Origin of the sequence: Bacteroides sp. AF39-16AC (assembly GCF_003602735.1) — a bacterium.
In the GTDB taxonomy this organism is placed as follows: domain Bacteria; phylum Bacteroidota; class Bacteroidia; order Bacteroidales; family Bacteroidaceae; genus Bacteroides; species Bacteroides uniformis.
This window is the reverse complement of the sequence record NZ_QTLN01000002.1, coordinates 399,774-425,359: the sequence shown is the minus strand read 5'-3', so window position 1 is coordinate 425,359 and position 25,586 is coordinate 399,774. Positions and strand designations below refer to the sequence as shown.

General features: G+C 46.1%; 17 protein-coding genes. 6 read left to right on the top strand and 11 right to left on the bottom strand.

All coding sequences use genetic code 11. The features are described from left to right. Window positions 1-8: 8 nt before the first annotated feature. The 6 genes from DW039_RS03925 to DW039_RS03900 form a co-directional block, all read right to left on the bottom strand. Window positions 9-1,598: a RagB/SusD family nutrient uptake outer membrane protein gene (locus DW039_RS03925; protein ID WP_005828876.1), complete on the bottom strand. Its 1,590-nt coding sequence runs from the start codon at window positions 1,596-1,598 to the stop codon at window positions 9-11. Window positions 1,599-1,609: 11 nt separating this feature from the next. Continuing rightward, window positions 1,610-4,996, bottom strand: coding sequence for a TonB-dependent receptor (locus DW039_RS03920; protein WP_120381714.1), 3,387 nt, complete (start codon window positions 4,994-4,996; stop codon window positions 1,610-1,612). 303 nt (window positions 4,997-5,299) lie between these two features. Then, window positions 5,300-7,576 (bottom strand): GH92 family glycosyl hydrolase, encoded by a 2,277-nt coding sequence (locus DW039_RS03915; RefSeq protein ID WP_120381713.1) that lies wholly within the window; start codon window positions 7,574-7,576, stop codon window positions 5,300-5,302. A gap of 65 nt (window positions 7,577-7,641) precedes the next feature. Next, window positions 7,642-8,631 (bottom strand): FecR family protein, encoded by a 990-nt coding sequence (locus tag DW039_RS03910; protein ID WP_035450066.1) that lies wholly within the window; start codon window positions 8,629-8,631, stop codon window positions 7,642-7,644. Window positions 8,632-8,642: 11 nt separating this feature from the next. Next, on the bottom strand, window positions 8,643-9,236 hold the full coding sequence (locus DW039_RS03905; protein ID WP_005828885.1) for an RNA polymerase sigma-70 factor: 594 nt from the start codon (window positions 9,234-9,236) through the stop codon (window positions 8,643-8,645). An 11-nt stretch (window positions 9,237-9,247) separates the two neighbouring features. Next, the gene (locus DW039_RS03900) at window positions 9,248-11,479 is read right to left on the bottom strand and encodes a GH92 family glycosyl hydrolase (RefSeq protein ID WP_117749677.1); all 2,232 of its coding nucleotides are present in this window, start codon (window positions 11,477-11,479) and stop codon (window positions 9,248-9,250) included. A 173-nt stretch (window positions 11,480-11,652) separates the two neighbouring features. On the opposite strand from DW039_RS03900, the gene DW039_RS03895 reads away from it, so the two are divergent. From DW039_RS03895 to serS, 4 genes are all read left to right on the top strand, one after another. After that, entirely contained in the window at window positions 11,653-13,665 is a 2,013-nt protein-coding gene (locus DW039_RS03895; RefSeq protein ID WP_022401695.1) for an HAD-IA family hydrolase, read from the top strand. Between the two features lie 226 nt (window positions 13,666-13,891). Continuing rightward, entirely contained in the window at window positions 13,892-14,209 is a 318-nt protein-coding gene (gene rplU / locus DW039_RS03885) for a 50S ribosomal protein L21 (protein ID WP_005828892.1), read from the top strand. Between the two features lie 22 nt (window positions 14,210-14,231). Next, window positions 14,232-14,501 (top strand): 50S ribosomal protein L27, encoded by a 270-nt coding sequence (gene rpmA, locus DW039_RS03880; protein WP_005828893.1) that lies wholly within the window; start codon window positions 14,232-14,234, stop codon window positions 14,499-14,501. 141 nt (window positions 14,502-14,642) lie between these two features. After that, a complete protein-coding gene (serS, locus tag DW039_RS03875; RefSeq protein ID WP_005828896.1) occupies window positions 14,643-15,917 on the top strand; it encodes a serine--tRNA ligase in 1,275 nt (424 codons plus the stop codon). A 147-nt stretch (window positions 15,918-16,064) separates the two neighbouring features. Here serS and DW039_RS03870 read toward each other — a convergent pair whose 3' ends face one another. The 3 genes from DW039_RS03870 to DW039_RS03860 are packed head-to-tail and all read right to left on the bottom strand — an operon-like array spanning window position 16,065 to window position 19,922. Continuing rightward, complete coding sequence (locus DW039_RS03870; protein WP_005828898.1) at window positions 16,065-16,766, bottom strand: LytTR family DNA-binding domain-containing protein; 702 nt, start codon at window positions 16,764-16,766, stop codon at window positions 16,065-16,067. Window position 16,767: 1 nt separating this feature from the next. Next, the gene (locus tag DW039_RS03865) at window positions 16,768-17,781 is read right to left on the bottom strand and encodes a sensor histidine kinase (RefSeq protein ID WP_005828900.1); all 1,014 of its coding nucleotides are present in this window, start codon (window positions 17,779-17,781) and stop codon (window positions 16,768-16,770) included. 5 nt (window positions 17,782-17,786) lie between these two features. Further along, window positions 17,787-19,922, bottom strand: coding sequence for a TonB-dependent receptor domain-containing protein (locus tag DW039_RS03860; RefSeq protein WP_034533151.1), 2,136 nt, complete (start codon window positions 19,920-19,922; stop codon window positions 17,787-17,789). A gap of 196 nt (window positions 19,923-20,118) precedes the next feature. Here DW039_RS03860 and DW039_RS03855 point away from each other — a divergent pair, with 196 nt between their 5' ends. Then, on the top strand, window positions 20,119-22,425 hold the full coding sequence (locus DW039_RS03855; RefSeq protein WP_005823564.1) for a bifunctional dihydroorotate dehydrogenase B NAD binding subunit/NADPH-dependent glutamate synthase: 2,307 nt from the start codon (window positions 20,119-20,121) through the stop codon (window positions 22,423-22,425). Window positions 22,426-22,532: 107 nt separating this feature from the next. Beyond that, complete coding sequence (locus DW039_RS03850; RefSeq protein WP_120381712.1) at window positions 22,533-24,179, top strand: S41 family peptidase; 1,647 nt, start codon at window positions 22,533-22,535, stop codon at window positions 24,177-24,179. Window positions 24,180-24,242: 63 nt separating this feature from the next. Here the strand turns inward: DW039_RS03850 and panD are convergent, their stop codons facing one another. Continuing rightward, window positions 24,243-24,596 (bottom strand): aspartate 1-decarboxylase, encoded by a 354-nt coding sequence (gene panD / locus DW039_RS03845; protein WP_005823568.1) that lies wholly within the window; start codon window positions 24,594-24,596, stop codon window positions 24,243-24,245. A 32-nt stretch (window positions 24,597-24,628) separates the two neighbouring features. After that, entirely contained in the window at window positions 24,629-25,486 is an 858-nt protein-coding gene (gene panC, locus DW039_RS03840) for a pantoate--beta-alanine ligase (protein ID WP_044469131.1), read from the bottom strand. Window positions 25,487-25,586 lie beyond the last annotated feature (100 nt).

The window sequence follows — 25,586 nt, the reverse complement described above, 5'->3', positions numbered from 1 at the left end:
TATTGTTATTATTTGCGTGCCCACCATACGTCAGTAGCCATGTTGTCCGGTCCACCCAGATAGCTGTTTACTGCCTCTTGCACGTTTTCAGTATTACTTGTATATTCTTCAGAAGGATAAGGCATACGGCGTGCACCTTTCTCGCTATCAACAATTCCACCACTCAAGTTACCTTCACTGGTTGCAGGCAACAGTTTGGGATAGCCTGTACGGCGATAGTCAGCCCAAGCTTCGTTACCTAACGGCCAATTCGCAATCCACTTCTGGGTAATGATACGTTCCTGTTTTTCTTCCTTGGATGCCCCTTCATTCCACTTGACAGTAATGGCTGAAAGGTTCTTTTCATAAGTATTAAGACCGGCGGGATCTTTGTAAAGAGCAGGTACACTGCTTTCATCAGCCAGATAGCTGTCTACACCGGTAGCTCCCCACTGTTCGAAAGAGAGACGGACACCTTGTTCATAAAAATCAGCAGCGGTTCCTTTCATGTTGAAACCATAGATTGCAGTGGCTTCAGCACGCAAAAAAGCAACTTCTGCCGCATTCATCCAAAGCACGGGATCAGAAGAGGAAATCTTCACACGTGAATAATTGATGAAATACTCCTTCATCTTACTGAGGTTGATACCGCGACGTAATCCTACATAAGTCTCTCCAGGCCATTTTGATTCCTCAAAATAGCTGGCACGACGATTGTCGTTGTAACCGTTCATGTAGCAGATGATGTCGGCAGCAGGATGGGTATCACCACCTGAAGCTTCTTCATTGTAACGTACTGCCACAAACAACGGATTGCTAATTGTACCGAAATACTTCCATGTAGCATTGTCTGCATTTGTTTCAATCAGACCCAACTCGTGATTCACTGCACTTTCAGCCATTTCTTTAGCCTTAGCAGGGCTTACATTGGCAATACGGATAGCCAAACGCAGTTTCAATGAATTGGCAAACTTCACCCACTTCTGTACATTACCACTGTACACGAAATCTGCAGAAGCAACCAACGCCGCATTTCTGTTTTCAGTCAGCACCTCGATGGATTCGTCCAGTTCCTTGAAGAATGCGTTATATACTTCTTCCTGCGTATCATAAGGAATGGTAATCTTGCCATCCTGACCGATTTTAGAATAAGGAATAGGACCATACGCATCAGTCACGCGACTCATGGCAGCAACCTTTATGATTTGAGCAATGGCATAAGGAACCGGATTATTGGTATTCTCCGATACTTGTTTCACTGTGCTCAAGTTACCGTAAAGTGTTGAAATGATACGGTCACTTATCAAGAACACACGCGTCCAGTCATTTGTAGCATTAAAATTGGATATTGTATTGGACCAGCCGGCATTTGAATCGGCAAAATAACCTCCCAACGGTCCACCCAACAAACAATCAGTAAACTGTGCCGTATTGACATCTGATGAGATAACCGTACTTGCCAAGTTACTCATGGCAGAACCCAGTGCATAATCATCCGGAGTCAAATCACCCGGTTGATAAGGATTGGAGTTGATATCCATATAATTGCCGGTACAGGACATAAAGCCCATAACCAACGGAGCAACAATCAATTTATTTATAATATTTTTCTTTTTCATATCGTTTGGTATTAAAATTTAAAGCTCAAGCTAAAGCCGATGTTACGCAAAGCCGGCATCATGAAATAGTCTATTCCCTGATAAAAGTTATCGGTAGAAGCTACACTTTCGGGATCGAAAGGAGCCTTGCTGTAAATCATCCACAAGTTGCGGCCTACCAACGAAACCTTGATATCGCACACATCATTCAACAACTTTCTGGGGATGGTGTAACCCAAAGATACTTCCTGCAGACGAACATTGGTAGCAGAATAAGTGTAGTATTGGGGAACAGACGTGCCGCTACCTACTACACCGTACCATGTTTCGGGGGTTACCTTATCTCTACCATTCACCAACACGTAACCTAAATCACGTGCATCGGCAGAAGCCTCGGACACACCGTAATAGTCCAACATAGCTTGTGTACGTGAGTAAACCACACCACCCAAACGGGCTGAAATCAAGAAACCTGCTGTGAAATTCTTCCAAATGAAGTTATTACGCCAAGCCAAATTACCTTTAGGAAGTACGCTTCCCAACTTGATGTATTTATCCGGGTCCGTTATGGCTTCCGTAGCAACCGTTCCATTTTGGTCCACAAAAATCTGTCCATTGGCATCACGTTTCATATCTCGCAGTGAGTAAAGGTCACCCATGCTCCCACCTTCTTTCAGCAAGAAGCGGGCATCACCTAAGCCACCCATATTCAACGTGCTCAAAGAGAACAGCTCACCGGTAACGGGATTGATGGCATTGTCTGCCAAAGTCAGGATTTTATTCTTGTTACTGGAGAAGGTTATACCGGTATCCCATGTAAAATCTTTCCAGGTATTCTTGTAATTCAGCGACAACTCAATACCGGAGTTACGTACGGCACCAGTCTGGATATACATAGCCGACCAACCGCTGACAGGCAACTGCGGGTTGAATGTCTGGTTCATAGTCTTGGCATTGTAATATGTCACGTCCAATTCAAAGTTCTTGAGGAAACGCATGTTCAAACCGATTTCCCAAGAATTGGTACGTTCAGGTTTCAAATTGTACAACGGATATTGGGTCGTGATACTCCACTGGCCGGAACTTGAATTCCATTCATAGTGGGGATTAGCCAAATATCTGGAGAAAGCACTACCAACAGATGCCCATGAACCACGAACCTTTATAAAAGAAAGATAATCTTTGTTCAAGTTAGGCATTAACTCAGACAGTACAATAGAACCACCGACTGAAGGATAGAAGAATGATTTGCTGTTGGAGTTGGGACCTGCCAGCTGTGAAGGCCAGTCGTTACGTCCGGTCAGCGTCAAGAAGTAAGTGTTCTTGTAACCAAGCTCAGCCGAAGCGAAGAGAGACTGGGTCTGTTCACGCCATCCTTCCTGCAAACGCTGTGTCTTGCTGGCACTCAGGTTCTGGATGGCAAAGTAGTTGGTCAAACCTACCGGTTCGCCGCTGAAGGCATCGCCACCATCAGCAATCGGACCACGTGTTTTCATTGCATCCGAACGTATATCGGAGAATGAACCACCGACGTTGGCCTGGAGTGACCAATCTTCACCGAAATATTTGTTGATACTCACCAGGAAGTCTGCATACAACTGTTTGTCCTGCGTCTTGGTAATACCATAAAGACCTCGTGAAGAGCTCTCGGTGAGCTGTGTATTGGTAGAAGCATAGAACTTTTCTGTATAATCATTGTTGGAGTTATCCAAACGTACACGTCCTGAAACAGTCAGCCAGTCCAGAATCTTATAGCTCAAACCGGCATTCAGCATATAGCGGTCCTTCTTGTTCTGGCGCAGATTGCGGTAGTTAATCCAATAAGGATTCTGCATTACCATACCTTCGTCACCTACCGGCCAGTATTGCGTATAAATTTTACGGGCAGCGTCATAGCGCTCATACATGCTGATATCAGACCAGTCGTTGCTGCGCGGGAACAAATAAGCACCCACCAACGGGTTGTTGTAAGTACCCTGGTTCGTCATGTTCTGGTCATTCTGCAGAATATAGCTTGCACCGAAATCCAGAGTCATCTTGTCGTCCAGGAAAGTAGTGGTGTTACGTACCGTAAAGTTGTAACGGTTGTATTTGTTGTTGGAAACAATACCCTTGGAGTTTACAGCAGCAGCCGATGCATACGTCTGGTTTTTCTCTGTACCGGTTGACAAAGAAATGCTCTCTGTTCCTACAATACCCGTCTGGAAATAATCATCTCTCGGGCTGTAATTGTAGTTATTGGCTGCAGACAAAGGCGCTCCCCAGCTCATGGCTCCTGAAGTGCTCATCACACCACCGGTTCCCGTACCGTAACGGTTTTGGAAGCTCGGCATCACAAACGGATTGGTGAATTCAGTATTACTGCTGACAGTAAGGCTCACCTTACCTTCTTTACCTTTCTTTGTAGTAATGACAATGGCACCGTTGGCAGCTTCCGAACCATACAAGGCAGCAGCGGCGGCACCAGTCAGGACTGACATTGACTCGATGTCTTCCGGGTTGATATCGGCAATCGGTTCTGAAGATCCCTGGGAGTCGAACTCCTTACCTCCGGCAGTACCACGGCCAGAGAAAATAGGCACACCGTCAATTACATAAAGTGCATTGGAAGACTGCATGATAGATTTCGTACCACGCATCACTACCTTTGATACACCACCTACACCGGATGAAGAAGCATTGATGTTCACACCCGCTACCTTACCACTCAATGAGTTCACAAAGTTGGCATCTTTATTGGAAGTAATGGCATCTGTATTCACCTGCTGTACATTGTAGGACAATGCCTTTTCCGAACGCTTGATACCGAGTGCAGTAACCACAACTTCTTCAAGCTGTTGGGTATCTCCGGCCATCATTACATTAATCGGCGCATTACCTTTCACGGGGATTTCCTGCGTAGTATAACCGATATAAGAGAATACAATCACCGGATTCGCCTCCGTAGTGGTCAGCGTAAAGTTACCGTCGAGGTCGGTAATACACCCGTTGCTGGTACCTTTTATCAATACATTCACACCAATCAGAGGTCCCATGTCATCTGACACGACTCCGGTAATCGTCCGTTCTTTCCCTTGTTGGTTGCCCTCTTGAGGAGCAGCAGACTTTTCAGAAAGATAAACGATGTTATCCTCCACTTTATAGGAAATGTCTTTCCCTTTGAGAATAACATTCAAAGCATCTTCTATAGACGCATTGTTCACTTTGACGTTTTCTACCGGCAACGCAGCCAGTTTGTCGTCATAAAAAAATTGATACTTGGATTGAGACTTGATTTGTTCAATGACTGTCCCCAATGTGCCGCGAGACACATTCAGGTTTAACTGGGCAAAGCCCCACTGGATAGAAACTGCCATGAACAACAAAACTAATAAAGCCCGCATGAACGTCGAACTCCGAAAAGCATAATTGTCTTTCATAAACACAATTTATAGGTTATACAATAAATTACTTCGAGAGATTCATTCTCTCGCATTCCTATATAAAACAACAGACAATGAAAATACACTTACTGAAAAAGTATCTTTTTTATCATTAATCCTAAAAAAAAGAGTTACCCCGAAAACAAGTTGATATATCATTTTGCTCAATATTACTAACGAAGTAAATAATTATTTCCACCTGATTCAAGAAAAACACCTATAATACAGATAGTAAATAACAAAATGATATATCAACTTATTTTCGAGGCAACCCTTTTCTTACTATATTATTACTATTCTTTACTTCTTCAGTTCATTCGAGAAAGAATAAGGATAATCTTCCGGCTGCGTACCTCTCTTCATATTAGGCTGGCTGCCCATATCAAACCTCAAGGTACCGCCATTCAGCAAATCGCCATGCGTCAGATAATTCCTGGAATAATCCACGCCGTTCACCTTGAGAGACTCAATATACATGTTCTCCGGTGAGTTATCCGGAGCGTCAATTGTCAGGGACTTACCGTTCTCGAAATGGAGGGTAGCCTTACGGAACAGAGGGGCGCCCAGTACATACTCGTCCGTACCAGGGCAAACCGGATAGAAACCAAGTGCAGAGAAGACATACCACGCCGAAGTCTGACCGTTGTCCTCGTCACCGCAGTAACCGTCGGGACCGGCAGTGTACATGCGGTTCATAACCTGACGAAGCCAATATTGGGCCTTCCAAGGCTCCCCAGCATAATTATAAAGGTAAATCATGTGCTGGATGGGCTGGTTGCCATGGGCATAGTTACCCATATTCATCACTGTCATCTCACGGATTTCATGGATTACCTGGCCGTAGTAGCTGTCATCGAACAAGGGCGGGACAATAAATACAGAGTCAAGCATCTCTACGAAAGACTCTTTTCCACCCATCAGGTCTATCAGACCTTGAGGGTCGTGGAATACAGACCAGGAATAGTGCCAGCTGTTACCTTCAGTAAAGGCGTCACCCCACTTCAAAGGAGAGAAAGGAGACTGGAACTGGCCGTCTTGATTACGACCACGCATCAGCTTGCTTTCCTTATCAAATACATTCCTATAGTTCATGGCACGTTCCGCAAAGAGTTTCTGCTCCTTCTTCGGACGGTTCAGTTCTTTTGCCATGCGGTAGATGCACCAGTCATTATAAGCATACTCCAAAGTACGGGCAGTGTTCTCGTTGATTTTCACATCGTAGGGAACATAACCAAGCTTGTTGTAATACTCATAGCCGAGGCGACCCGTGGAAGAAACCTCGGGATGGACACTCTTAGTACCACTGATGAGACCTTCGTACAGTGTCTGCACGTCCTCCACCTTCACGCCTTTTAGATAGGCATCTGCCAGCACGGAAGCAGAGTTGTTGCCAATCATACAGCCACGGTGACCCGGACTTGCCCATTCGGGAAAGAAACCGCTTTCCTTATAGGTGTTGACAAGGCCTTCCTGAATCTGCCTGTTCACCGACGGATACATCAGGTTGAGGAATGGGAAAAGACAGCGGAAAGTGTCCCAGAAACCGGTATCCGTATACATATAGCCGGGCAACACTTGCCCATTGTAGGGACTGTAATGAATCGGATTTCCCGCCTCATCCAGTTCATAGAATGCACGCGGGAACAACAAGGAACGATACAAACATGAGTAGAAAGTACGGTACTGGTCAAGGGTTCCGCCTTCCACATCAATACGGCCCAGCACCTTGTTCCAGGCATCCTGACCTTTCTGAACCAGTGTTTCCAAATTGTCATTGCCAAGCTCCTTCAAGTTACGGTCAGCCTGCTCAAAACCGATGAAAGAAGAGGCTACACGGGCATGTACCACTTCACCCTTACGGGTTTTGAAACCGATAACAGCACCGGCATGTCCGGCTTCCTGCTCAACCTTATTCTCGCTCAAGACGCCATCGGCTACAGAAGCCTTATAAGTAAAAGGCTTGTCGAACTCTATCACGAAATAGTTCTTGAAGTTCTCGGGAACACCGCCGCTGTTACGGGTAGTATAACCGATAATACGATTCTGCTCCGGAAGTATCTTCACATAAGAGCCCTTGTCAAAGGCATCGACAACAATGTATGAATGATCATTTTCAGGGAAAGTGAAACGGAACAATACGGCACGGTCGGTAGGGGTGAACTCGGTAACCACATCGTGTTCGGCAAGATATACCTTATAATAATGAGGAAGTGCCACTTCGCCCTTGTGGGAGAACCAGCTTGCACGCTTCTCTTCATCAAACTCGGGTTTGCCAACCACCGGCATAATGGAGAACTGCCCGTAGTCGTTAATCCAAGGACTGGGCTGGTGTGTCTGCTTGAAACCACGGATCTTGTTCGCTGTATAGACGTATTGCCAGCCGTCACCCATCTTACCCGTCTGAGGAGTCCAGAAGTTCATACCCCAGGGACGTGCGATCGCAGGATAGGTATTACCGGTGGAAAGCTCGAAAGTAGACTGCGTGCCGACAAGAGGACTGACATACCGGGTAAAGTCTTTGGCATGCAGCCATAAAGCACTGCTCACAAAAAAAAACAATAGGATTAATTTTCGCATAATATTAGAAAGTTGTTAGTATTAAATAAATTCTTCTCGTCATATCTCGAATTTGTGCAGCCTTCCTACTTCGTTGAGGAGAGGAAAACACTGTTCCCCACAATTTTATACTCCAATGGAATGGCATTCTTTATCAGATTCAGCACAGCCCCTACACTCTCTTTTTTCTTCAGTGTACCCGAGTAAGTCTTGCTTACATCTATGTTCGGTGCCAGAATTACCCTCACCCCATACGAATTCTCCAATGTACGCGCAATGGTGTATAGGTCAGCCTTCTCAAAGACAAACTCATTATTGTGCCAGTTTTCGATTCCCGTATCCACCTGCTTCACCACCAGACGCCTAGTCATTCCGTTCAGCTCGGCTTTCTGTCCGGGGGCAAGGATAATCATACCCTCGCCATGATTACCTTTCACCTCTACTTCGCCTTTCAAAAGGGTAGCTACTGCAGACATCTTAGCCTTGTCAGACTTGAGGTTGAAAACAGTTCCCAATACTCTGACCTGCATGGCCTCACTCTGTACGACAAACGGTTTTTCCAGATTCCTCATCACCTCAAAATATCCTTCTCCTTCCAGATAAACCTTTCTTCCCTTCCCTGCAAACTCATGTGGATATTTCAGGGTAGTGTTTTTATTCAGCCAGACTTTGGTTCCATCCGGCAGTTTCAGTTCCTTAATCTTATCATGAGTGGTGACAGCCAGTAATGTTTCCGGCTGGCTATAAGTCTGATAAAAAAGATAGCCGAAAGTTCCCAAAAGGAAGAAGCCCACAAATACGGCCGCATACCGCATCCACCCAACCATCCTCCGTACCTTGTATTGTTTCGTCTTCTCTTGTTCCAGCCTTTTAAACAATCGCTTTTCGGCCTTTTCTATGTCTTGTGTATTCGAAGTATCCCCCAGTCTCCCCAAGTGGTAAATCTCCTCCAGCCTGAACAATTCGCGTGCATTCTCACCCGACCCTTCCAGCCAGGCGTTCACCTCACGAAGTTCATCTTCCGTACATTCACCCATAAGGAACTTGGCCAATATCTCCTCATTCAACTTATTCATTCTTTCCTTCATTATGATAATAAAACAACGCTGCTCGCAAAAACACTTACTTTCCCGATGAAAAACAGAGCCAACATCAGGTTCAGATACCCCAGTTTATCGCGCAGTAACTTCAAAGCTTTGTACATGTGAGCCTCCACCGTACGCAATGACACTCCCATCGTATCAGCTATCTCCTTATTTTTCATATCATGCAGATAGCTGAGTTTGAATACCATCCGGCACTTGTCCGGCAATTCATTGATGGCATCGGACAGCTTCCTCCTGAGTTCGGCATCCTCTATCCGTTTCACCACATCATTGCTGTCAGGTTGATAGAACTCAACCCTCTTTTTATGGATTTCGAGCATGACAGCCTCATAGCCACTCACAATGTCCCGATGCTTCAGAACGTTCAAGGCACGGGTATACACCGCCCTATACAGAAAAGCCTGAATCTGCTCTCCCACCTTCATGGTATCTTTCCGCTTCCACAGCTCCACGAAAACATCCTGTACCACATCTTCCGCATCTTCTTCCCCCACAATGCGTGTGGCATAGAACAGCAGGTTGGTATAATACCTGCGGAAAAGGGATTTATATGTCAAGTCGAAATGTTCATTCATATGTTAGCCGGTTATCGGGGACTGTACCATGCCTGACCTGGCTTATCCCCCATTTCAAATTCGAAAACACTTCCATCCATTATCTGTTCATGCGTAATATAACTTTTGTCATAGTTCTTACCGTTGAGTTTGACAGATTGAATGTAGCAATTTTCCTTGCTCACCGCCGGCGCCAGTACCGTAAAGGTCTTTCCACCGGGCAGGTGCATCTTCATTTCCGGATATAGGGGGGTACCGATTTCATATTTTCCACCAACCGGGTCTACCGGATAAAAGCCCATCGCACTGAACACATACCAGGCGGACATCTGTCCGCAATCCTCGTTGCCGCACAAACCGGCAGGAGTGTTCAGGTAGAGTTCACGCATCACCCGGGCTGCATATTTCTGGGTTTTCCAAGGTTGATCCACAGCATTGAACAGATAGATGACGTGATGGCTAGGCTCATTTCCATGCGCATACTGGCCAATCATCCCGGTGCTGAAAATAGGCAACTCATCATCTGCAGAAGGATTGTAAGTAAACATACTGTCCAGCTTCTGGGCAAACCGTTCCTTACCTCCGGTCAAAACTATCAAACCGTCAATATCCTGCTGCACAGACCAGAAGTATTGCCAGCCGTTGCTCTCGCAGATGTGCGGAGTATAGTCGTCCGGCGAGAAGTTCCGGATAAACTCTCCCTTGTCATCACGGGGCTGCATGAAAGAACTTACCGGATTGTAGACATTCCGGTAATTACGGGAACGCTTATAAAACTCGTCCGCAACCTCCTTATCGCCCAGCTTCTCTGCCATACGGGCTATACAATAGTCATCATATGCATATTCCAGTGTTTTAGAAAGTGACCAGTTTTCCGAATTATACTGATCCGTCACATTATAAGGAACATAGCCATATTTCTTATATAACCCAATGCCACGATAGGAATCGATATTGGCAGTAGCTACACAAGCCTCCAAGGCCTTTTTCGCATCGAAGTCCCCAATACCTTTCAGATAGGCATCTACAATAACCGGCACAGAGTGGTAACCTATCATCATATCTGTCTCGCCCCCCTGAAAATTCCATACGGGAAGGCGGCCGTTCTGTTCGAAGAAGGCGAGGAAGGACTTCACCATATCATTCACCCGTTCCGGCTCAATAAAAGTATAGAGAGGATGAGCCGCACGGTAAGTGTCCCACAAGGAGAAAGTACTGTAATTTGTCCAGCCCTCTACCCGGTGCACTTGCTTGTCGGGACCGTAATAGGCGCTGTCCACATCACTGTAAATGGTAGGAGCAATCATCGAATGATATAAAGCTGTATAGAACTTGACTTTCTCATCGCGGTCATCGCATTTTATTTCTATCCGGGACAATTGTTCGTTCCAATCATCCTGCACAGCAGCCAGGTATTTGTCGAAATCATCATCAGGTACTTCTGCTGCTAGATTACGTGCCGCCCCTTCCATACTTACACCGGAGATGGCAGTACTGACAAGAATCTGTTCTCCTTCCTTAGTCTGAAAGTCGAATCGTGCAATGACAGATGTCCCTATCCGCTTGCCTTCTTTCTCTATGGCAGCTGTATCGAGCTGCATCGCAGCAAACGGTTTGGAGAAACGTGTACGGAAGTAGAGGCGCTGGTCGCGTGCCCAACCGTCAGAGTAACGGTAACCTTGCACCGTTACCGAATCGACGGCTTCTATGTGAGAATCATTGGTAAAATCCCAATTCATGGCTTTCCGCAAATTCAGGAAAACGGCAGCATCGGCTTTTGGGAAAGTATACCGCTGAATGCCACAACGCTCGGTGGCCGTCAACTCTACATTGATATTATAATCTTTCAGACGCACCTGATAATATCCAGCGCTTGCCGACTCTTCCGAATGAGAGAACAAAGAGTGAATGCCGAGCGGAGCTTCCGCCTCCTTATAAGGCAATGTCACCGGCATAAAAGAGATGTCATACAAGTCACCAGCGCCGGTTCCGGAGAGATGGGTATGACTGAAGCCTGCAATGGTACTGTCCGGATAAAAATATCCGGAAATACGGTCCCAGCCCGGCAGTCCGTTGTCAGGACTGAGCTGCACCATGCCAAACGGCGCCTGGGCACCCGGATAGGTGTTTCCAGTAAAATCTGTACCGATAAAGGGATTCACAAACTCTGTATAAGACACACTCTTCACATCCGACACCTGCGAGGTGCATGCCAGAAAGGATGAAAAGACCACAAACAAACAACAAGATTTTATCAAATTCATAACATTATAGGGTTAACGTGTATAGTATAACAACCTAACCGGATAAAACACTTACACATCTTGTCACTTTTCTACAGAATTCATGCAAACAAAAGTAATACAAAATTCCGATTAATCCTCTTTTTTATTTTGTAAAAATATACTTTACACTATCTTTGTCACAAAAAGTCACAATGAATTACACGACCTATCTTTTCGACTTTGATTATACGCTTGCTGATTCTTCCCGCGGAATCGTCACTTGTTTCCGCAACGTACTGACCCGTCACGGATATACAGAGGTGACGGATGACGACATCAAACGTACTATCGGCAAGACTCTGGAAGACTCTTTTTCCATCCTCACCGGCGTGACAGATGCCGGACAACTGGCAGGATTCAAGGCAGAATACCGAAAAGAGGCCGATACGCATATGACTGTCAACACGGTGCTTTTTCTGGAAACCAAGTCCGTACTGACTGCACTGAAGGACTCCGGCGCTCGCATCGGAATCATCTCGACCAAATATCGATTCCGCATCAAGGAACTCCTCGACCAGCATTTTCCTGAAGATTTTATGGACATCATCGTGGGTGGTGAAGACGTGAAAGCCGCCAAGCCATCTCCCGAAGGGCTACTCCTTGCCATTAAGCGGCTACATGTCAGCAAAGCCGAGACCCTCTATATAGGCGACAGCACGGTAGATGCGGAAACAGCCCAAGCAGCCGGAGTAGACTTTGCCGGAGTCACCCACGGAGTAACCACTGCCAAAGAATTGGAGAAGTACCCACACCGGAAAATAATGAACACTTTAGAAGAACTGCTGGCAGTTCAGGAGGAGCATCCTTCCATATTCAAGATTGAAAATCCCATCCGGCCGGAAAACATGCATGCCACTTCTCTCCGGAAACAGAAAAGGATAAGTGTCTGGCAAATCCTCCTTCTAGTGACACTCTTCTGGTTGGCTATTGAAGAGCTGGACATGACCGACGACAGCAACTTCTTCCCGGTTGTCTTCATACTGACATTGTGGGGCATCCTCCAAAAAAGAAGGATACTACCCAACAAAGCAAGAACTTTCATCGACTCATGGTGGCACCCCTGCGCAGTACGCTTACGCGCATTTCACATCAAGCTGATACAAGGGAGAAAAACTCCTCCCGCTGGCAACGAAACCTGCACCTGCCTGAATTGCGGCACCACCTATACCGGCAACTACTGTAACCGTTGCGGACAAAGCCGTAACACTCCACGCTATCGGTTGAGTAACGCGCTTAAAAACATTGCCGGAGGCTTCTTCAATATAGATAATGGCTTTGGACGTACCCTTCTGGAACTCCTCTACCGTCCGGGGTACATGATTAGAGACTTCATCGGTGGTAAGCGTGTAGAGTATTTTCGCCCGTTCCAGACACTCTTCATTCTTGCAGCCCTTTATATCATGGCTGTGCAACTGGTAGACCCGGAAGCCCTAAGCAAAAAAGAAAAGACGGAAAAGACAGAGCAGACAGACAAAGAAGAAATCATTGCCGCTAAAGAGAAGCTTACCAAAAAGATGGAGAAAACCTATAGCAAAGAGGAAAAGCGAGCCCTCGCCATCACTATAAAAAGCCTGGAGAAAAGCTTGAACAAACTGGAAGAGAAGAACGACTCCACTTCTGCCACACAGGTGTCCGAACAGAACAGCGATGATGGCGACCTCATCGATGAATTTGTAAACGACACCTCGGAAGTGGGAGACAGACTGGAAAAAGTCTTACAGAACTCTCCTTTCCTAATGAAAGTATGGAATCTGATGAAGAGCTGGGGACACGGAAACAAGGCATTCCGCATCATTGCCACACTGCCTTTGTTTGCACTTGCCACCCAACTTGCCTTCCGACGCCGGAAATATAAGTTAAACTACAATACCACGGAGCATGTGTTCATACAAGCCTACATAGCTTGCCAGATACTCCTGCTGAGCATCATCGTGCTGCCTTTCAACGGGTACGCAAAGGTAGACGATTTGTATGAGCTGCCTTTATGGCTTATTTTCGTCCTATTCTGTTGGGATTACAAACAATTGTACCGCTGCACCTGGTGGAGAAGCTTTTGGCGCACTATCCTCATGCTGACTTACAGTCTTGTGCTACTCGTCATATTCGCGTGTCTTGTAATGGCGCTGATGCTGGCCGGTATCTATGTTCTGAAATTCATTTTGTAACAGAAACCATCCCTACACGGACTGTTTCTCCTTGATGAAACAGTTTTTCTCCAATAATCTAAAAGTACAATCTGCATTAAAAGAACAAAAAAGCAAAAGAACATTTGTCCATTTAGAATAAAAAGAGTACTTTTGTGCCCGATTATTCCGCACCGGGTTCGACCAAGTGCTTTCTAAGTGATTAGAGACCACCCGACGGAGCTAACTTATACATTATATATAAGAAATGTACGCAATTGTAGAAATCAACGGTCAGCAATTCAAAGCAGAAGCTGGCAAAAAGCTGTTTGTACACCACATCCAGAATGCAGAAAACGGTGCAACAGTAGAGTTTGACAAGGTTCTTTTGGTAGACAAAGACGGCAACATCACCGTAGGTGCTCCCACAGTAGAGGGTGCAAAGGTTGTTTGCCAGGTCGTATCAAACATGGTAAAAGGCGATAAAGTTCTTGTTTTCCACAAGAAAAGAAGAAAAGGTTATCGTAAGTTGAACGGTCACCGTCAACAATTCACAGAGTTAACAATTACAGAAGTAGTAGCTTAATCAATTAAAACAGTAAGAAGAAATGGCACATAAAAAAGGTGTCGGTAGTTCTAAGAACGGCCGCGAATCACAGAGCAAGAGATTAGGCGTTAAGATATTTGGTGGCGAAGCTTGCAAAGCAGGTAACATCATCGTTCGTCAAAGAGGTACTGAATTCCACCCGGGTAATAACATCGGTATGGGAAAAGACCACACTCTTTTCGCTTTAGTAGACGGAACTGTACAATTCAAAGTGGGCAAGGAAGACAGACGTTCAGTTTCTGTTATCCCTGCAGAAAATGCAGAAGCATAAGTTTCCGAACAAGAAATAAGGAAAAGGGATGCAATCCGAATAGGTTGCATCCCTTTCTTTTATGTCAAAAGCAACACTTTATTTGTTTTTTCCATATCTTTGCACTCACAAAACCGAATAACATAAAAACAAGTATAAGATATGCTTACCATCAAACAAATTACAGAAAACACCGACGCGGTTCTCCGCGGACTGGAAAAGAAGCACTTCAAGAATGCAAAAGAAACCATTGCACAAGTGCTGGACTTCAATGACAAAAGAAAAGCCAATCAAACCATCCTAGATAAAAACCTGGCAGAAGCCAACTCACTCTCCAAATCCATCGGACAACTGATGAAGGAGGGCAAGAAAGAAGAAGCAGAAGCCGCCAAAAGCCGCGTGGCCGAGCTGAAAGAAGTCAACAAGGACTTGCAAGCCAATATGGACCAGGCTGCCAACGATTTGCAGACTTTGCTTTATACCATCCCCAACGTTCCCTACGACAGCGTGCCTGAAGGCGTAGGTGCCGACGACAATGTAGTAGAGAAAATAGGTGGTATGGAAACCGAGCTGCCCAAAGACGCCCTGCCCCACTGGGAACTGGCCAAGAAATATGACTTGATAGACTTTGACCTGGGTGTCAAGATTACCGGTGCCGGCTTCCCCGTATACAAAGGCAAAGGCGCACAACTGCAACGCGCACTCATCAACTTCTTCCTGGACGAAGCACGCAAATCCGGCTATACGGAAATAATGCCGCCCACAGTGGTGAACGCCGCTTCCGGCTACGGCACGGGACAGCTGCCTGACAAGGAAGGGCAAATGTATCATTGCGAAGTGGACGACCTCTACTTGATTCCTACCGCCGAAGTCCCCGTAACCAACATCTACCGTGATGTGATTCTGGACGAAAAGCAGTTGCCCATCAAGAACTGTGCATACACACAATGTTTCCGCCGTGAAGCCGGTTCATACGGGAAAGACGTACGTGGCTTGAACCGCCTGCACGAATTCTCCAAAGTGGAACTGGTACGCATCGACAAACCGGAACACAGCAAACAATCCCACCAGGAGATGTTGGACCACGTGGAAGGTTTGCTTCAAAAGCTGGAACTCCCCTACCGCATCCTGCGCCTTTGCGGTGGCGATATGAGCTTCACGGCTGCCCTCTGTTTTGACTTTGAGGTGTATTCCGAAGCACAGAAACGCTGGCTGGAAGTAAGTTCCGTCTCTAATTTTGACACTTATCAAGCCAACCGTCTGAAATGCCGCTACCGTACGGCAGAAAAGAAAACAGAGCTTTGCCATACGCTGAACGGTTCCGCACTCGCTCTGCCACGCATTGTTGCCGCCTTGCTGGAAAACAACCAGACTCCAGAAGGAATCCGCATACCAAAGGCATTGGTTCCGTATACGGGATTTGAAATAATAGACTAAGGCCATAATAGTCACGTGCAGCAATACGCCTTTGACACTTTCTTTCGGGCACGAATTACATGAATTTCACAGTTGCGGTTAGCAAAAAACGTGAAATCCATGTAATTCGTGCCCGGAGTTTTATCATGACAAGCTTCTCCTGCGCAACTACAAAGTATTCTTCAAAATACGTGCAAACACCTCCTCGCGGAAATTACGTGCCACCGGAACAGTATGCCTCCCAACTATAATCCGATTGCCATCTATCATCTCAATCTTTTCCAAATTTATCAGATATGATTTATGGACTTGCTGAAATACTCCACCAGGAAGAGCCTCTATCATACGCTTCATGGTAGAACGTACAAGCAGCTTTGTGCTTTCCGTATAAATACAGACGTAATTTTCCAGCCCCTCCACCACCAGAATATCCTTAAACAACACCTTATGCATCTGACGGTCTGAACGGACAAATATAAAATTATTAGCTTCATCCGGCCATTTCTCCTGCTGCAAAAGACCATGTACTTTATTCACCGCTTTCAGGAACCGGTCAAACGAAATCGGTTTCAACAGATAGTCCGTAACATCAAGTTCATAACCTTTCAATGCATACTGCTCATAAGCGGAAGTGATAATCACATGAGGCGGATGGGCAAGAGATGCCAAGAGTTCAAGCCCCGAAAGATAAGGCATTTCAATATCCAGAAACAACAAGTCCGGCTGCTCAGTCTGCAAAAGAGTGTTCAACTGCATAGTATCTTCACATACACCCATTAAAGAAAGGAAATCCACCTTTTCCACATAGCGTTGCAATCCTTCACATGCAGTAGGCTCGTCATCGGTTATTACACATTTTACCTGTTTCATCCTATAATTCTATCACAAGTTTTACTCTAAACAAAGTATCTCCTCTATTTATGTCCAGCGTATGACGCTCCGGATATAGCAGCTCCAGCCTGCGCCTCAGATTTTCTATGCCGATTCCATGTTTTCCTTTCTGGTGCACTAATGGTTCCGGTATAGAATTTTCAATACTAAAACACAACTTGCCTTCTTTCAGACACATATCCATAGCTATAAAATAGTTCCCTCCCACATATTTGAAAGCATTCTCCACCAACGGTACAAACAACAATGGATAAATCTCAACCTGCGCCTCCATTTCATCGAAATGCACCTGCAACTGCAGCCGCTTCGTAGCACGAAGTTTACATAGGCTGATGTATTGTTTCAGATATTCCACTTCCACACGGACTTGCACTTTCTCCCCATCATTGTATAATTGGTAACGAAGCAAATCGGACAATTGCTCAAGAGTATGCCGCGGAGCCTCATTATTCTCATCTATCTGAAAATAAACCGTATTGAGTACATTAAAAAGAAAGTGTGGATGATATTGCGCTTTAAGGAATTTCAGTTCTGTCTGGAGCTGGTCATTTTTTATCTTCTCCAACTGCAGGCGTTGAGCTTCATTTTCCTTCTGTATCATCTGATTACGCAAGAATATATAAAAGAAGCCGCCAAGCAACATACTGACTATGGCCGGAACAGGCACATCGTATAAATCAAGACTTACCCCCATCAAAAAGCGGATGACCCACATCGTCAGAAGACACCAGACGGGAACCGTCAGGACAACTACCCCGTATTCCTGCCACCATACCAACTTCCGCTTCCGGCACAAACGAAGCCAATACTTCAATAGAAAAAAGATAGGATAAGACATGAAGAGTACCACAAGCATATCCTTCAGCATGAAATTCCACTCATTACTTTCCCAATAGTATTCATGTTTCGGAATATCATTCGCCACACGAATACACAGAAAAAGAATCACGGCAAATAATGCCGGCACCAGCCACTTGTTCCACAGTCTGCCCATAACAGTTACAAATTTACTCTTTTTGTTTCATCTATTTCTTTTTTCCTTCTGCTTTCTTTTGTCTCGCTGCCTTTTTGAAAACGCCAGGCGAAAGCAATACCCAGCACACGTTTGTTGTGCCGTTCGTCAACAAACGCCTGCACACCGGGAGATTGAATATCTACTTTTTGATAATTGGTGTTGAATACATCCTTGGCAAACAAGGTAACGGTGCATCTGTTACGGAACATCTTCTTTTGGATGCCGACATTCACTTCCAGCGCCGGATGTACTGTGGCTTGTCCGTAGGCCATTCGTCCATTATAATTTGCCGAAAGTTCGGCCGACCATACGGAAGTGAAAGCAAACTGGTTCATGCAGCCGAATATCGGGGTAAACATACGGTTTTTCATTTTCTGCCCTTGCTCCGTCCAACCATAATTATTATAAATACCGATAGCGGTCAGATTCACCTTCCAAAAAGAAACAGGTGAGAGGTTGGCGGCATGTACACGCATACCCGTCTGTACATAGGAAGACAGATTCTGGGGCATTACATAGATACGCCGCCCCTCCTGTTCGCGATAGCTCTTCATGATAGCATCATCTGTATGCGAGAAAAAGAGCACTGTCTGAAACCAGTCACGATACACATACCCCAACTCTATATTATCAGAGAAAGAAGGATGCAGCTTCGTATTTCCCCCTTCATGGGTATAGTCATCAAATATATAGGTAAAAGGATTCAAATCACCATAATTGGGGCGGGTAATACGCCTGCCATACGAAAGCTGAAACAGATGTTCCGAAGTCAAACCGTATTGCAAAGCAATAGTAGGAAACAATTGGAAGTAATTCGTTGTAAACGAAGAGTCTTTCTGTTGTGTATTTCCTCCAAAATCCCCGTGTACATGGGTATGTTCCAACCTTAGACCCGCTGAGATTTTCAAGCGGTCTTTCTCATAGCCGACTTGTAGATAAGAGGCATTGATATTCTCATCATATACGAATCGGGAACCAAGTGCCCCATCCGGCAGCCAGCCGGAAACCGACGGACGCATATAACCTGCCGTATTGTCTATCGTAACAAATGAGGTTTTGACTCCGGCCTGTAACTTCCAAACCTCACTCAATGGATAAACCGCATCTATCTGTCCGACATATAAGTCGGTATTTCCCTTCATATCCCCTTTCAATGTATCGGGCTTAAAACTATCCATCAACTGGTTTCCAACACGGTAGTAATGGAAATAATCAAAAGAAGCGCTGAGTTCTCCCCCTTCTCTTTTCAGCTTGTGCACCATACTGGTTCCGGCAGAAACATTATTCCGGTTTTGCTCCGCATGGCTGTAAGTATTTCCCGCAACTCCGGTTTCTCGGATTTCCGTAAACATGCCTGCATTTTCCCTTTGCCGGGAAAAGTTTCCACCCAATGAGACTCCCCAAACTGTCCGCTCATTGAGATAATAATCACATCCGGTACGAAAATAGTGCGAATAATTCCTACGCTTCCGGTAAGAGTCCTGCATCATCCTTCCTCCATCCCGTTCGAACGCACGGTCGATAAACAAGTCTATGACATCCTTCCCCTGATAATACGAATAGTTCAAATAAAGATTGAACTTATTCTCCCGGATATTCATGGAGGCACCTCCATAACCGCTACCCGTCCGTCCAAGACTGCCATTGCCGTTCAAGGCCAGATTCACACCGCGCAGTCTGATTTTTCTTGTACGGATATCAATCAACCCGGAGCTTCCCGCCGCATCGTGGCGTGCGGAAGGCTGGGTTATCAAGTCTATCTTATCAGCATTAGTTGCAGGAGTAGATTTCAACAGACTCATCAATTCATCTCCCGAAAGATAAGTAGGCTTGCCATCCATCAGAATCGTCGCACCGCTTTGTCCGTTCAGCAAGATATTACCATTGGAATCTATCACGACTCCCGGCAGGGAAGCAAGAACATCATAAAGACTTCCCGTACTTTGAGTGACTGACGCATCCATCCGGTAACTTGTTTTACCGGCAGATATTTCTACCAACGGGAGTTTAGCAGTTACCATAATTTCTTCCAAACGCTGGTCGGCAATCGTATCCTGCTGCGACCAAACCACCAAAGGCATACTCAATAAAATTGCCCCTAAAAAAACATTTCGATACATACTCTTCCTCATTTTTTATTTCAAAAGTAGGCAGGCTGTAGAAAGTGAACAAATTATAGTGACAAAGGAATGTTATCCAGTGACAACATGCAGTTTTACCCTATTCTTCTTTTGATATTACCAAATAACCCCTATCTTTGCAAAATCTATCAATCTGACAGTAATTGCGTAATTACACCAACAAAATTATTAGATAATGAATAAAATCATTAGCAAAGAACACTTTTCTGAAAAGGTCTTTAAGTTAGTCATTGAAGCACCATTGATTGCCAAATCACGTAAGGCAGGGCACTTTGTCATTGTACGTGTGGGCGAAAAAGGCGAACGTATGCCGCTTACCATTGCGGAAGCCGACCCGGTAAAGGGAACCATCACACTGGTGGTTCAGGAAGTCGGGCTCTCCTCTACCCGTCTTTGCGAACTGAACGAAGGCGATTACATTACGGATGTTGTCGGCCCGTTGGGACAAGCCACGCACATTGACAACTTCGGTACTGTGGTCTGTGCGGGAGGTGGTGTAGGCGTAGCTCCCATGCTCCCTATCGTGCAAGCGCTAAAAGCTGCCGGTAACCGCGTCATCACCGTGCTGGCTGGACGCACCAAGGAACTCATTATCCTTGAAAAGGAGATGCGCGAAAGCTCCGACGAAGTCATCATCATGACCGATGACGGCTCTTACGGACGCAAAGGACTGGTGACGGAAGGCGTGGAGGAAGTCATCAAGCGCGAGAAGGTAGACAAATGTTTCTGTATCGGCCCCGCCATCATGATGAAATTTGTTTGTTTGCTGACAAAGAAATACGAAATCCCCACGGATGTATCCCTGAATACGATTATGGTAGATGGTACCGGCATGTGTGGAGCTTGCCGAATCACCATCGGAGGAAAGACCAAATTCGTATGCGTGGATGGTCCTGAGTTTGATGGGCACCAAGTGGACTTCGACGAAATGCTGAAACGCATGGGTGCCTTCAAGAGCATCGAACGCGAAGAGATGCACAAACTGGAAGAACCTCAGACCTGCCAAGCCACCCATGAGAACGTGCAGGAAGCGGACGAGAAAAGCCGCAATGCCGCCTGGCGCCAAGAACTACGCAAGTCCATGAAAGCCAAAGAGCGTACCGCCATTCCACGTGTAGAGATGAACGAACTCGATGCGGAATATCGTTCGCACAGCCGCAAGGAGGAAGTCAATCAAGGCTTGACGGAAGAGCAGGCACTGACCGAAGCCAAGCGTTGCCTGGACTGTGCTAATCCGGGCTGCACGGAAGGCTGTCCCGTAGGTATCGACATCCCCCGCTTCATCAAGAACATTGAGCGCGGAGAATTCCTCGAAGCGGCCAAGACACTGAAAGAAACCAGTGCACTGCCTGCCGTCTGCGGTCGCGTCTGTCCGCAGGAAAAGCAGTGTGAATCCAAATGTATACACCTGAAGATGAACGAGAAGCCGGTAGCTATCGGTTATCTGGAACGCTTTGCCGCCGATTACGAACGGGAGAGCGGGCAAATCTCCGTACCGGAAATCAAGGAAAAGAACGGCATCAAAGTTGCCGTCATCGGTTCGGGTCCCGCCGGTCTGTCGTTTGCCGGAGATATGGCAAAGTATGGCTATGACGTTACCGTTTTCGAAGCACTGCATGAGATTGGCGGTGTATTGAAATACGGCATTCCGGAGTTCCGCCTGCCCAACAAAGTGGTGGATGTGGAGATTGACAACCTTGCCAAAATGGGAGTGGAATTCGTCAAGGACTGCATTATCGGTAAGACGCTCAGCGTGGAACAACTGGAAGAGGAAGGATTCAAGGGCATATTCGTAGCTTCCGGAGCAGGACTGCCCAACTTTATGAATATCCCCGGCGAGAACTCCATCAATATCCTCTCGTCCAATGAATACCTGACCCGTGTCAATCTGATGGATGCCGCCAGTGAAGACTCCGATACTCCGGTTCCTTTCGGCAAATGCGTAGCCGTGATAGGTGGTGGAAATACAGCCATGGACTCCGTACGTACCGCACGCCGTCTCGGTGCAGAGCGTGCCATGATTATCTACCGTCGTTCGGAAGAAGAAATGCCGGCACGTATCGAGGAGGTGAAACATGCCAAGGAAGAAGGTGTAGAATTCCTGACCCTCCACAACCCAATCGAATACATTGCCGACGAACAAGGAAAAGTGAAACAAGTGGTGCTTCAGAAAATGGAACTGGGTGAACCGGATGCCAGCGGACGCCGCAGTCCCGTACCCATTCCCGGAGCCACGGAAACCATCGACATCGACCTTGCCATCGTCAGCGTAGGTGTATCTCCCAACCCGATTGTCCCAAGCTCCATCAAGGGATTGGAATTGGGCCGGAAGGGAACGATTGCCGTCAATGATAACATGCAGTCGTCCATCCCGACCATCTTTGCCGGAGGCGACATTGTCCGCGGAGGTGCCACCGTAATCCTTGCCATGGGAGACGGACGAAAGGCAGCAGCAGCGATGAACGAGCAGCTAAAAAAATAAGAATCTGTCATGAAAGGTGGAGACATACGAACTCCACCTTTTTTATTCTACTACAACCTCTCCCTCTACTTTCCCCTTCTAGCATACAATTTAAATATTTCAAGAATATGAAACGTATTTATCTATCCCTCCTTCCCTGTCTGGCTTACCTATTGGCAAGCGCCCAAGAGCCCCTAAACGGGGATTCCCTTGCCTCAGACTTTCGGTATCTGGTAAAAGAACTGGCAGCAACCCATCCCGACCCTTACAGCGGCTTCGGAGGAAAAGTATTCTTCTACGAACAAGCTTTCCATCTGGAGAACGAGTTACGCCGGACTCCCGGTACGAAACAGACCTTTTTTGACAAGGTAAGCATTTTCCTATCCAATCTGCAAGACGGACATACCTACCTTTTACCTCCCACAGCCAATCAACAAGCAAATCAGCGTTACCTGGCACTGGAAGTACGCACCATCCCCGACGGCATTATACTTCAAGGAATCCCTGAAACGTACAAAGACTTGTTAGGTAGCCGTATCACAACCATCAACGGAGATTCTTTAGAAGAGGTACTGGCCCGCACTGCCGCTATCCAAGCCAGTGAAAACCTATATGACCGTTATGCCAATCTATGCAGGTCCATGCCTACGGAACATTTCTTGAGACAGCTTTTCCCTGAAATGAAAGACAACCTTCACCTCTCACTTCTTACTCCCGACGGCAAATCAAGAGGATTAACCCTTCCCTTATTGTCAAGGCAGGAAGTGCAAAACACACCCATGCAACACAATAACAGTTGGAAAGCTTATACAGACAAACAACTGGCCTATCAGTTCATAGACAACGACAAGCAAATAATGCTCATCAATATCAACAGTATCATGGCACGGGATAATTTTGAGTATATGCAAAAACAAGGGCTGAAAGATTTATACCGGCAAATAGGATTCTATTATCGGGATATCCTGAAACAAGATATGCCCGCCGATACCCTGCAAGCCATTCGGCAACTCCCGTCCCTTTCCGAAGTTTTCGCCCATATGCTGAAAGAGATGAAGAAGGAAGCCTCCTCCACCCTCATCATAGATTTGCGCAACAATAGCGGTGGCTGGACTCCAATTGTCCTACCCACACTTTACCAACTGTTCGGCGACCACTTCCTGCAAACGGATATGGATATAGAATTCTATCGTATCATCTCTCCCCTCTACATGCAAAAACTACAGACAAACTTACAGGATTTCAACCAAGCATACGGAACAGACTATGCCTACGGTGACTACACTTTTAGTACGGACGAAGCAGACACCACAAACATAGAACAGCGACGGACCGACTTCATCAAGAACTGTATGTCCAGTGTGCCGGAAGAACTGAGAAAGCAACAAGGAAAGGCGCTCTATACTCCGGAACACATTTACGTCATTACCAACGAACGTACCTTCAGTGCAGCTTTCCACTACACTTTCTATCTGTGGAAAATGGGTGCTACCCTTGTAGGAATACCCAGCGGACAAGCCCCCAATACCTACATGGAACAAACCTTATTCCGGCTACCCTATACCGGTATGCAAGGCTCTATCTCCAACTCCATACAAATATGCTTTCCGGGCAAAGACCGGTGTGCCCACACACTTTATCCAGACTTGATGCCCACCTATCAGGATTACCAAAGATATAATTTCGATGTCCAAACTGAGATTCTGTATTTACTCGACAAGATTAAATCGGCTCCTCATTCTCATACGAACCCTGCGGAGAAGAATCAGAAGTAAAACAAAGCCCCGTTTACAAATAAATTGCAAACAGGGCTTTATTTCCATATTTCAATAAAGAGACTACTTCACCACCTTGTTCGTTGCCGGGTCGGGGAAAATCACCGTCGGCTTGAACGACTTGGCTTCTTCAAAGTCCATCAGCGCGTAGGACATGATAATAACGATGTCATCAGGTTGCACCTTGCGGGCTGCCGCACCGTTCAGGCAAATTTTGCCAGAGCCACGCTCGCCTTTAATAATGTAGGTTTCAAAACGTTCACCGTTATTATTGTCGGCTATATACACCTTCTCGCCGGCAATCATGTTGGCGGCATCCATCAAATCTTCATCAATCGTAATGCTTCCCATATAGTTCAGGTTCGCTTCCGTGACGCGGGCACAATGGATTTTCGACTTCAACACTTCAATCATCATATCTTTATAAATTACGAATTACTAATTATAAATTACAAGGCAGCAGGCTCTTTGTACTTGATATTATCAATCAGACGAACTTCCCCACAGAATACTGTGATGCAACCCACAGCATAAGAAGTTTCCTCCCAATCGGTAATCTTCTGTAAGGTATTGCCATCCACCAGCTCAAAGTATTCCAAACGCAATCCGGGGGCGGCTGCGATGGTGTCTTCCACAAACTTCTGTGTCTCAGCTACCGTATGTGAAGCTCCAAAGGTACGACTTTCAAATAAAGTCTGCGAAATTTTCAGTGCATTTTTACGTTCTTCGGCAGATAAACGGGCATTGCGACTGCTCAGAGCCAACCCGTCTTCCTCACGCACAATCGGACACCCTACAATTTCCAAAGGATATTTCATCTGGCGGACCATCTCGCGAATAATTGCCAGCTGCTGGAAATCTTTCTCGCCAAAGTAGGCACGATCCGGCTGCACAGCATCAAACAGTTTGCTCACAATCTGGCAGACACCGTTAAAATGTCCCGGACGGAATGCTCCTTCCATCACTGTGTCCAGCGGCGCATAGCTGAAACGGCGGGCATCCGGTTCCGGATACATCTCCTCCACTGAAGGTGCAAAGACAAATGCCGCTCCACACTCCTCCAGCAAACGGCAATCAGCCTCCGGCGTACGGGGATATTTCACTAAATCATTCTTGTCATTAAACTGGGTCGGATTTACAAAAACGCTTACTACGGCAGCGTCATTTTCTGCCACACAACGTTTCACCAATGAGGCATGACCGGCATGCAAAGCACCCATCGTAGGCACCAGACCTACCTTCTTTCCCTGGGCTCTCAAAGCCGAAAGTCCGGCCTGCAAGTCCTTGATAGTATGTACTATTTCCATTTTAATTGGTTATATAATAACTTGGTTGTTCGCAAAAGCGGTGCAAAATAAACCATTATTTAGCATATAAAGAAGAAATATCGCAAATTAATGCAAAACT

Excerpts from the sequence above, each read along its gene's own strand:
- DW039_RS03855 (WP_005823564.1), top strand. The coding sequence starts at position 20,119 with ATGAATAAAATCATTAGCAAAGAACACTTTTCTGAAAAGGTCTTTAAG.
- DW039_RS03920 (WP_120381714.1), bottom strand. The coding sequence starts at position 4,996 with ATGAAAGACAATTATGCTTTTCGGAGTTCGACGTTCATGCGGGCTTTA.
- DW039_RS03910 (WP_035450066.1), bottom strand. The coding sequence starts at position 8,631 with ATGAATAAGTTGAATGAGGAGATATTGGCCAAGTTCCTTATGGGTGAA.
- panD (WP_005823568.1), bottom strand. The coding sequence starts at position 24,596 with ATGATGATTGAAGTGTTGAAGTCGAAAATCCATTGTGCCCGCGTCACG.
- DW039_RS03865 (WP_005828900.1), bottom strand. The coding sequence starts at position 17,781 with ATGGGCAGACTGTGGAACAAGTGGCTGGTGCCGGCATTATTTGCCGTG.
- DW039_RS03925 (WP_005828876.1), bottom strand. The coding sequence starts at position 1,598 with ATGAAAAAGAAAAATATTATAAATAAATTGATTGTTGCTCCGTTGGTT.
- rpmA (WP_005828893.1), top strand. The coding sequence starts at position 14,232 with ATGGCACATAAAAAAGGTGTCGGTAGTTCTAAGAACGGCCGCGAATCA.
- rplU (WP_005828892.1), top strand. The coding sequence starts at position 13,892 with ATGTACGCAATTGTAGAAATCAACGGTCAGCAATTCAAAGCAGAAGCT.
- serS (WP_005828896.1), top strand. The coding sequence starts at position 14,643 with ATGCTTACCATCAAACAAATTACAGAAAACACCGACGCGGTTCTCCGC.
- DW039_RS03895 (WP_022401695.1), top strand. The coding sequence starts at position 11,653 with ATGAATTACACGACCTATCTTTTCGACTTTGATTATACGCTTGCTGAT.
- DW039_RS03870 (WP_005828898.1), bottom strand. The coding sequence starts at position 16,766 with ATGAAACAGGTAAAATGTGTAATAACCGATGACGAGCCTACTGCATGT.
- DW039_RS03915 (WP_120381713.1), bottom strand. The coding sequence starts at position 7,576 with ATGCGAAAATTAATCCTATTGTTTTTTTTTGTGAGCAGTGCTTTATGG.
- DW039_RS03905 (WP_005828885.1), bottom strand. The coding sequence starts at position 9,236 with ATGAATGAACATTTCGACTTGACATATAAATCCCTTTTCCGCAGGTAT.
- panC (WP_044469131.1), bottom strand. The coding sequence starts at position 25,486 with ATGGAAATAGTACATACTATCAAGGACTTGCAGGCCGGACTTTCGGCT.
- DW039_RS03860 (WP_034533151.1), bottom strand. The coding sequence starts at position 19,922 with ATGTATCGAAATGTTTTTTTAGGGGCAATTTTATTGAGTATGCCTTTG.
- DW039_RS03850 (WP_120381712.1), top strand. The coding sequence starts at position 22,533 with ATGAAACGTATTTATCTATCCCTCCTTCCCTGTCTGGCTTACCTATTG.
- DW039_RS03900 (WP_117749677.1), bottom strand. The coding sequence starts at position 11,479 with ATGAATTTGATAAAATCTTGTTGTTTGTTTGTGGTCTTTTCATCCTTT.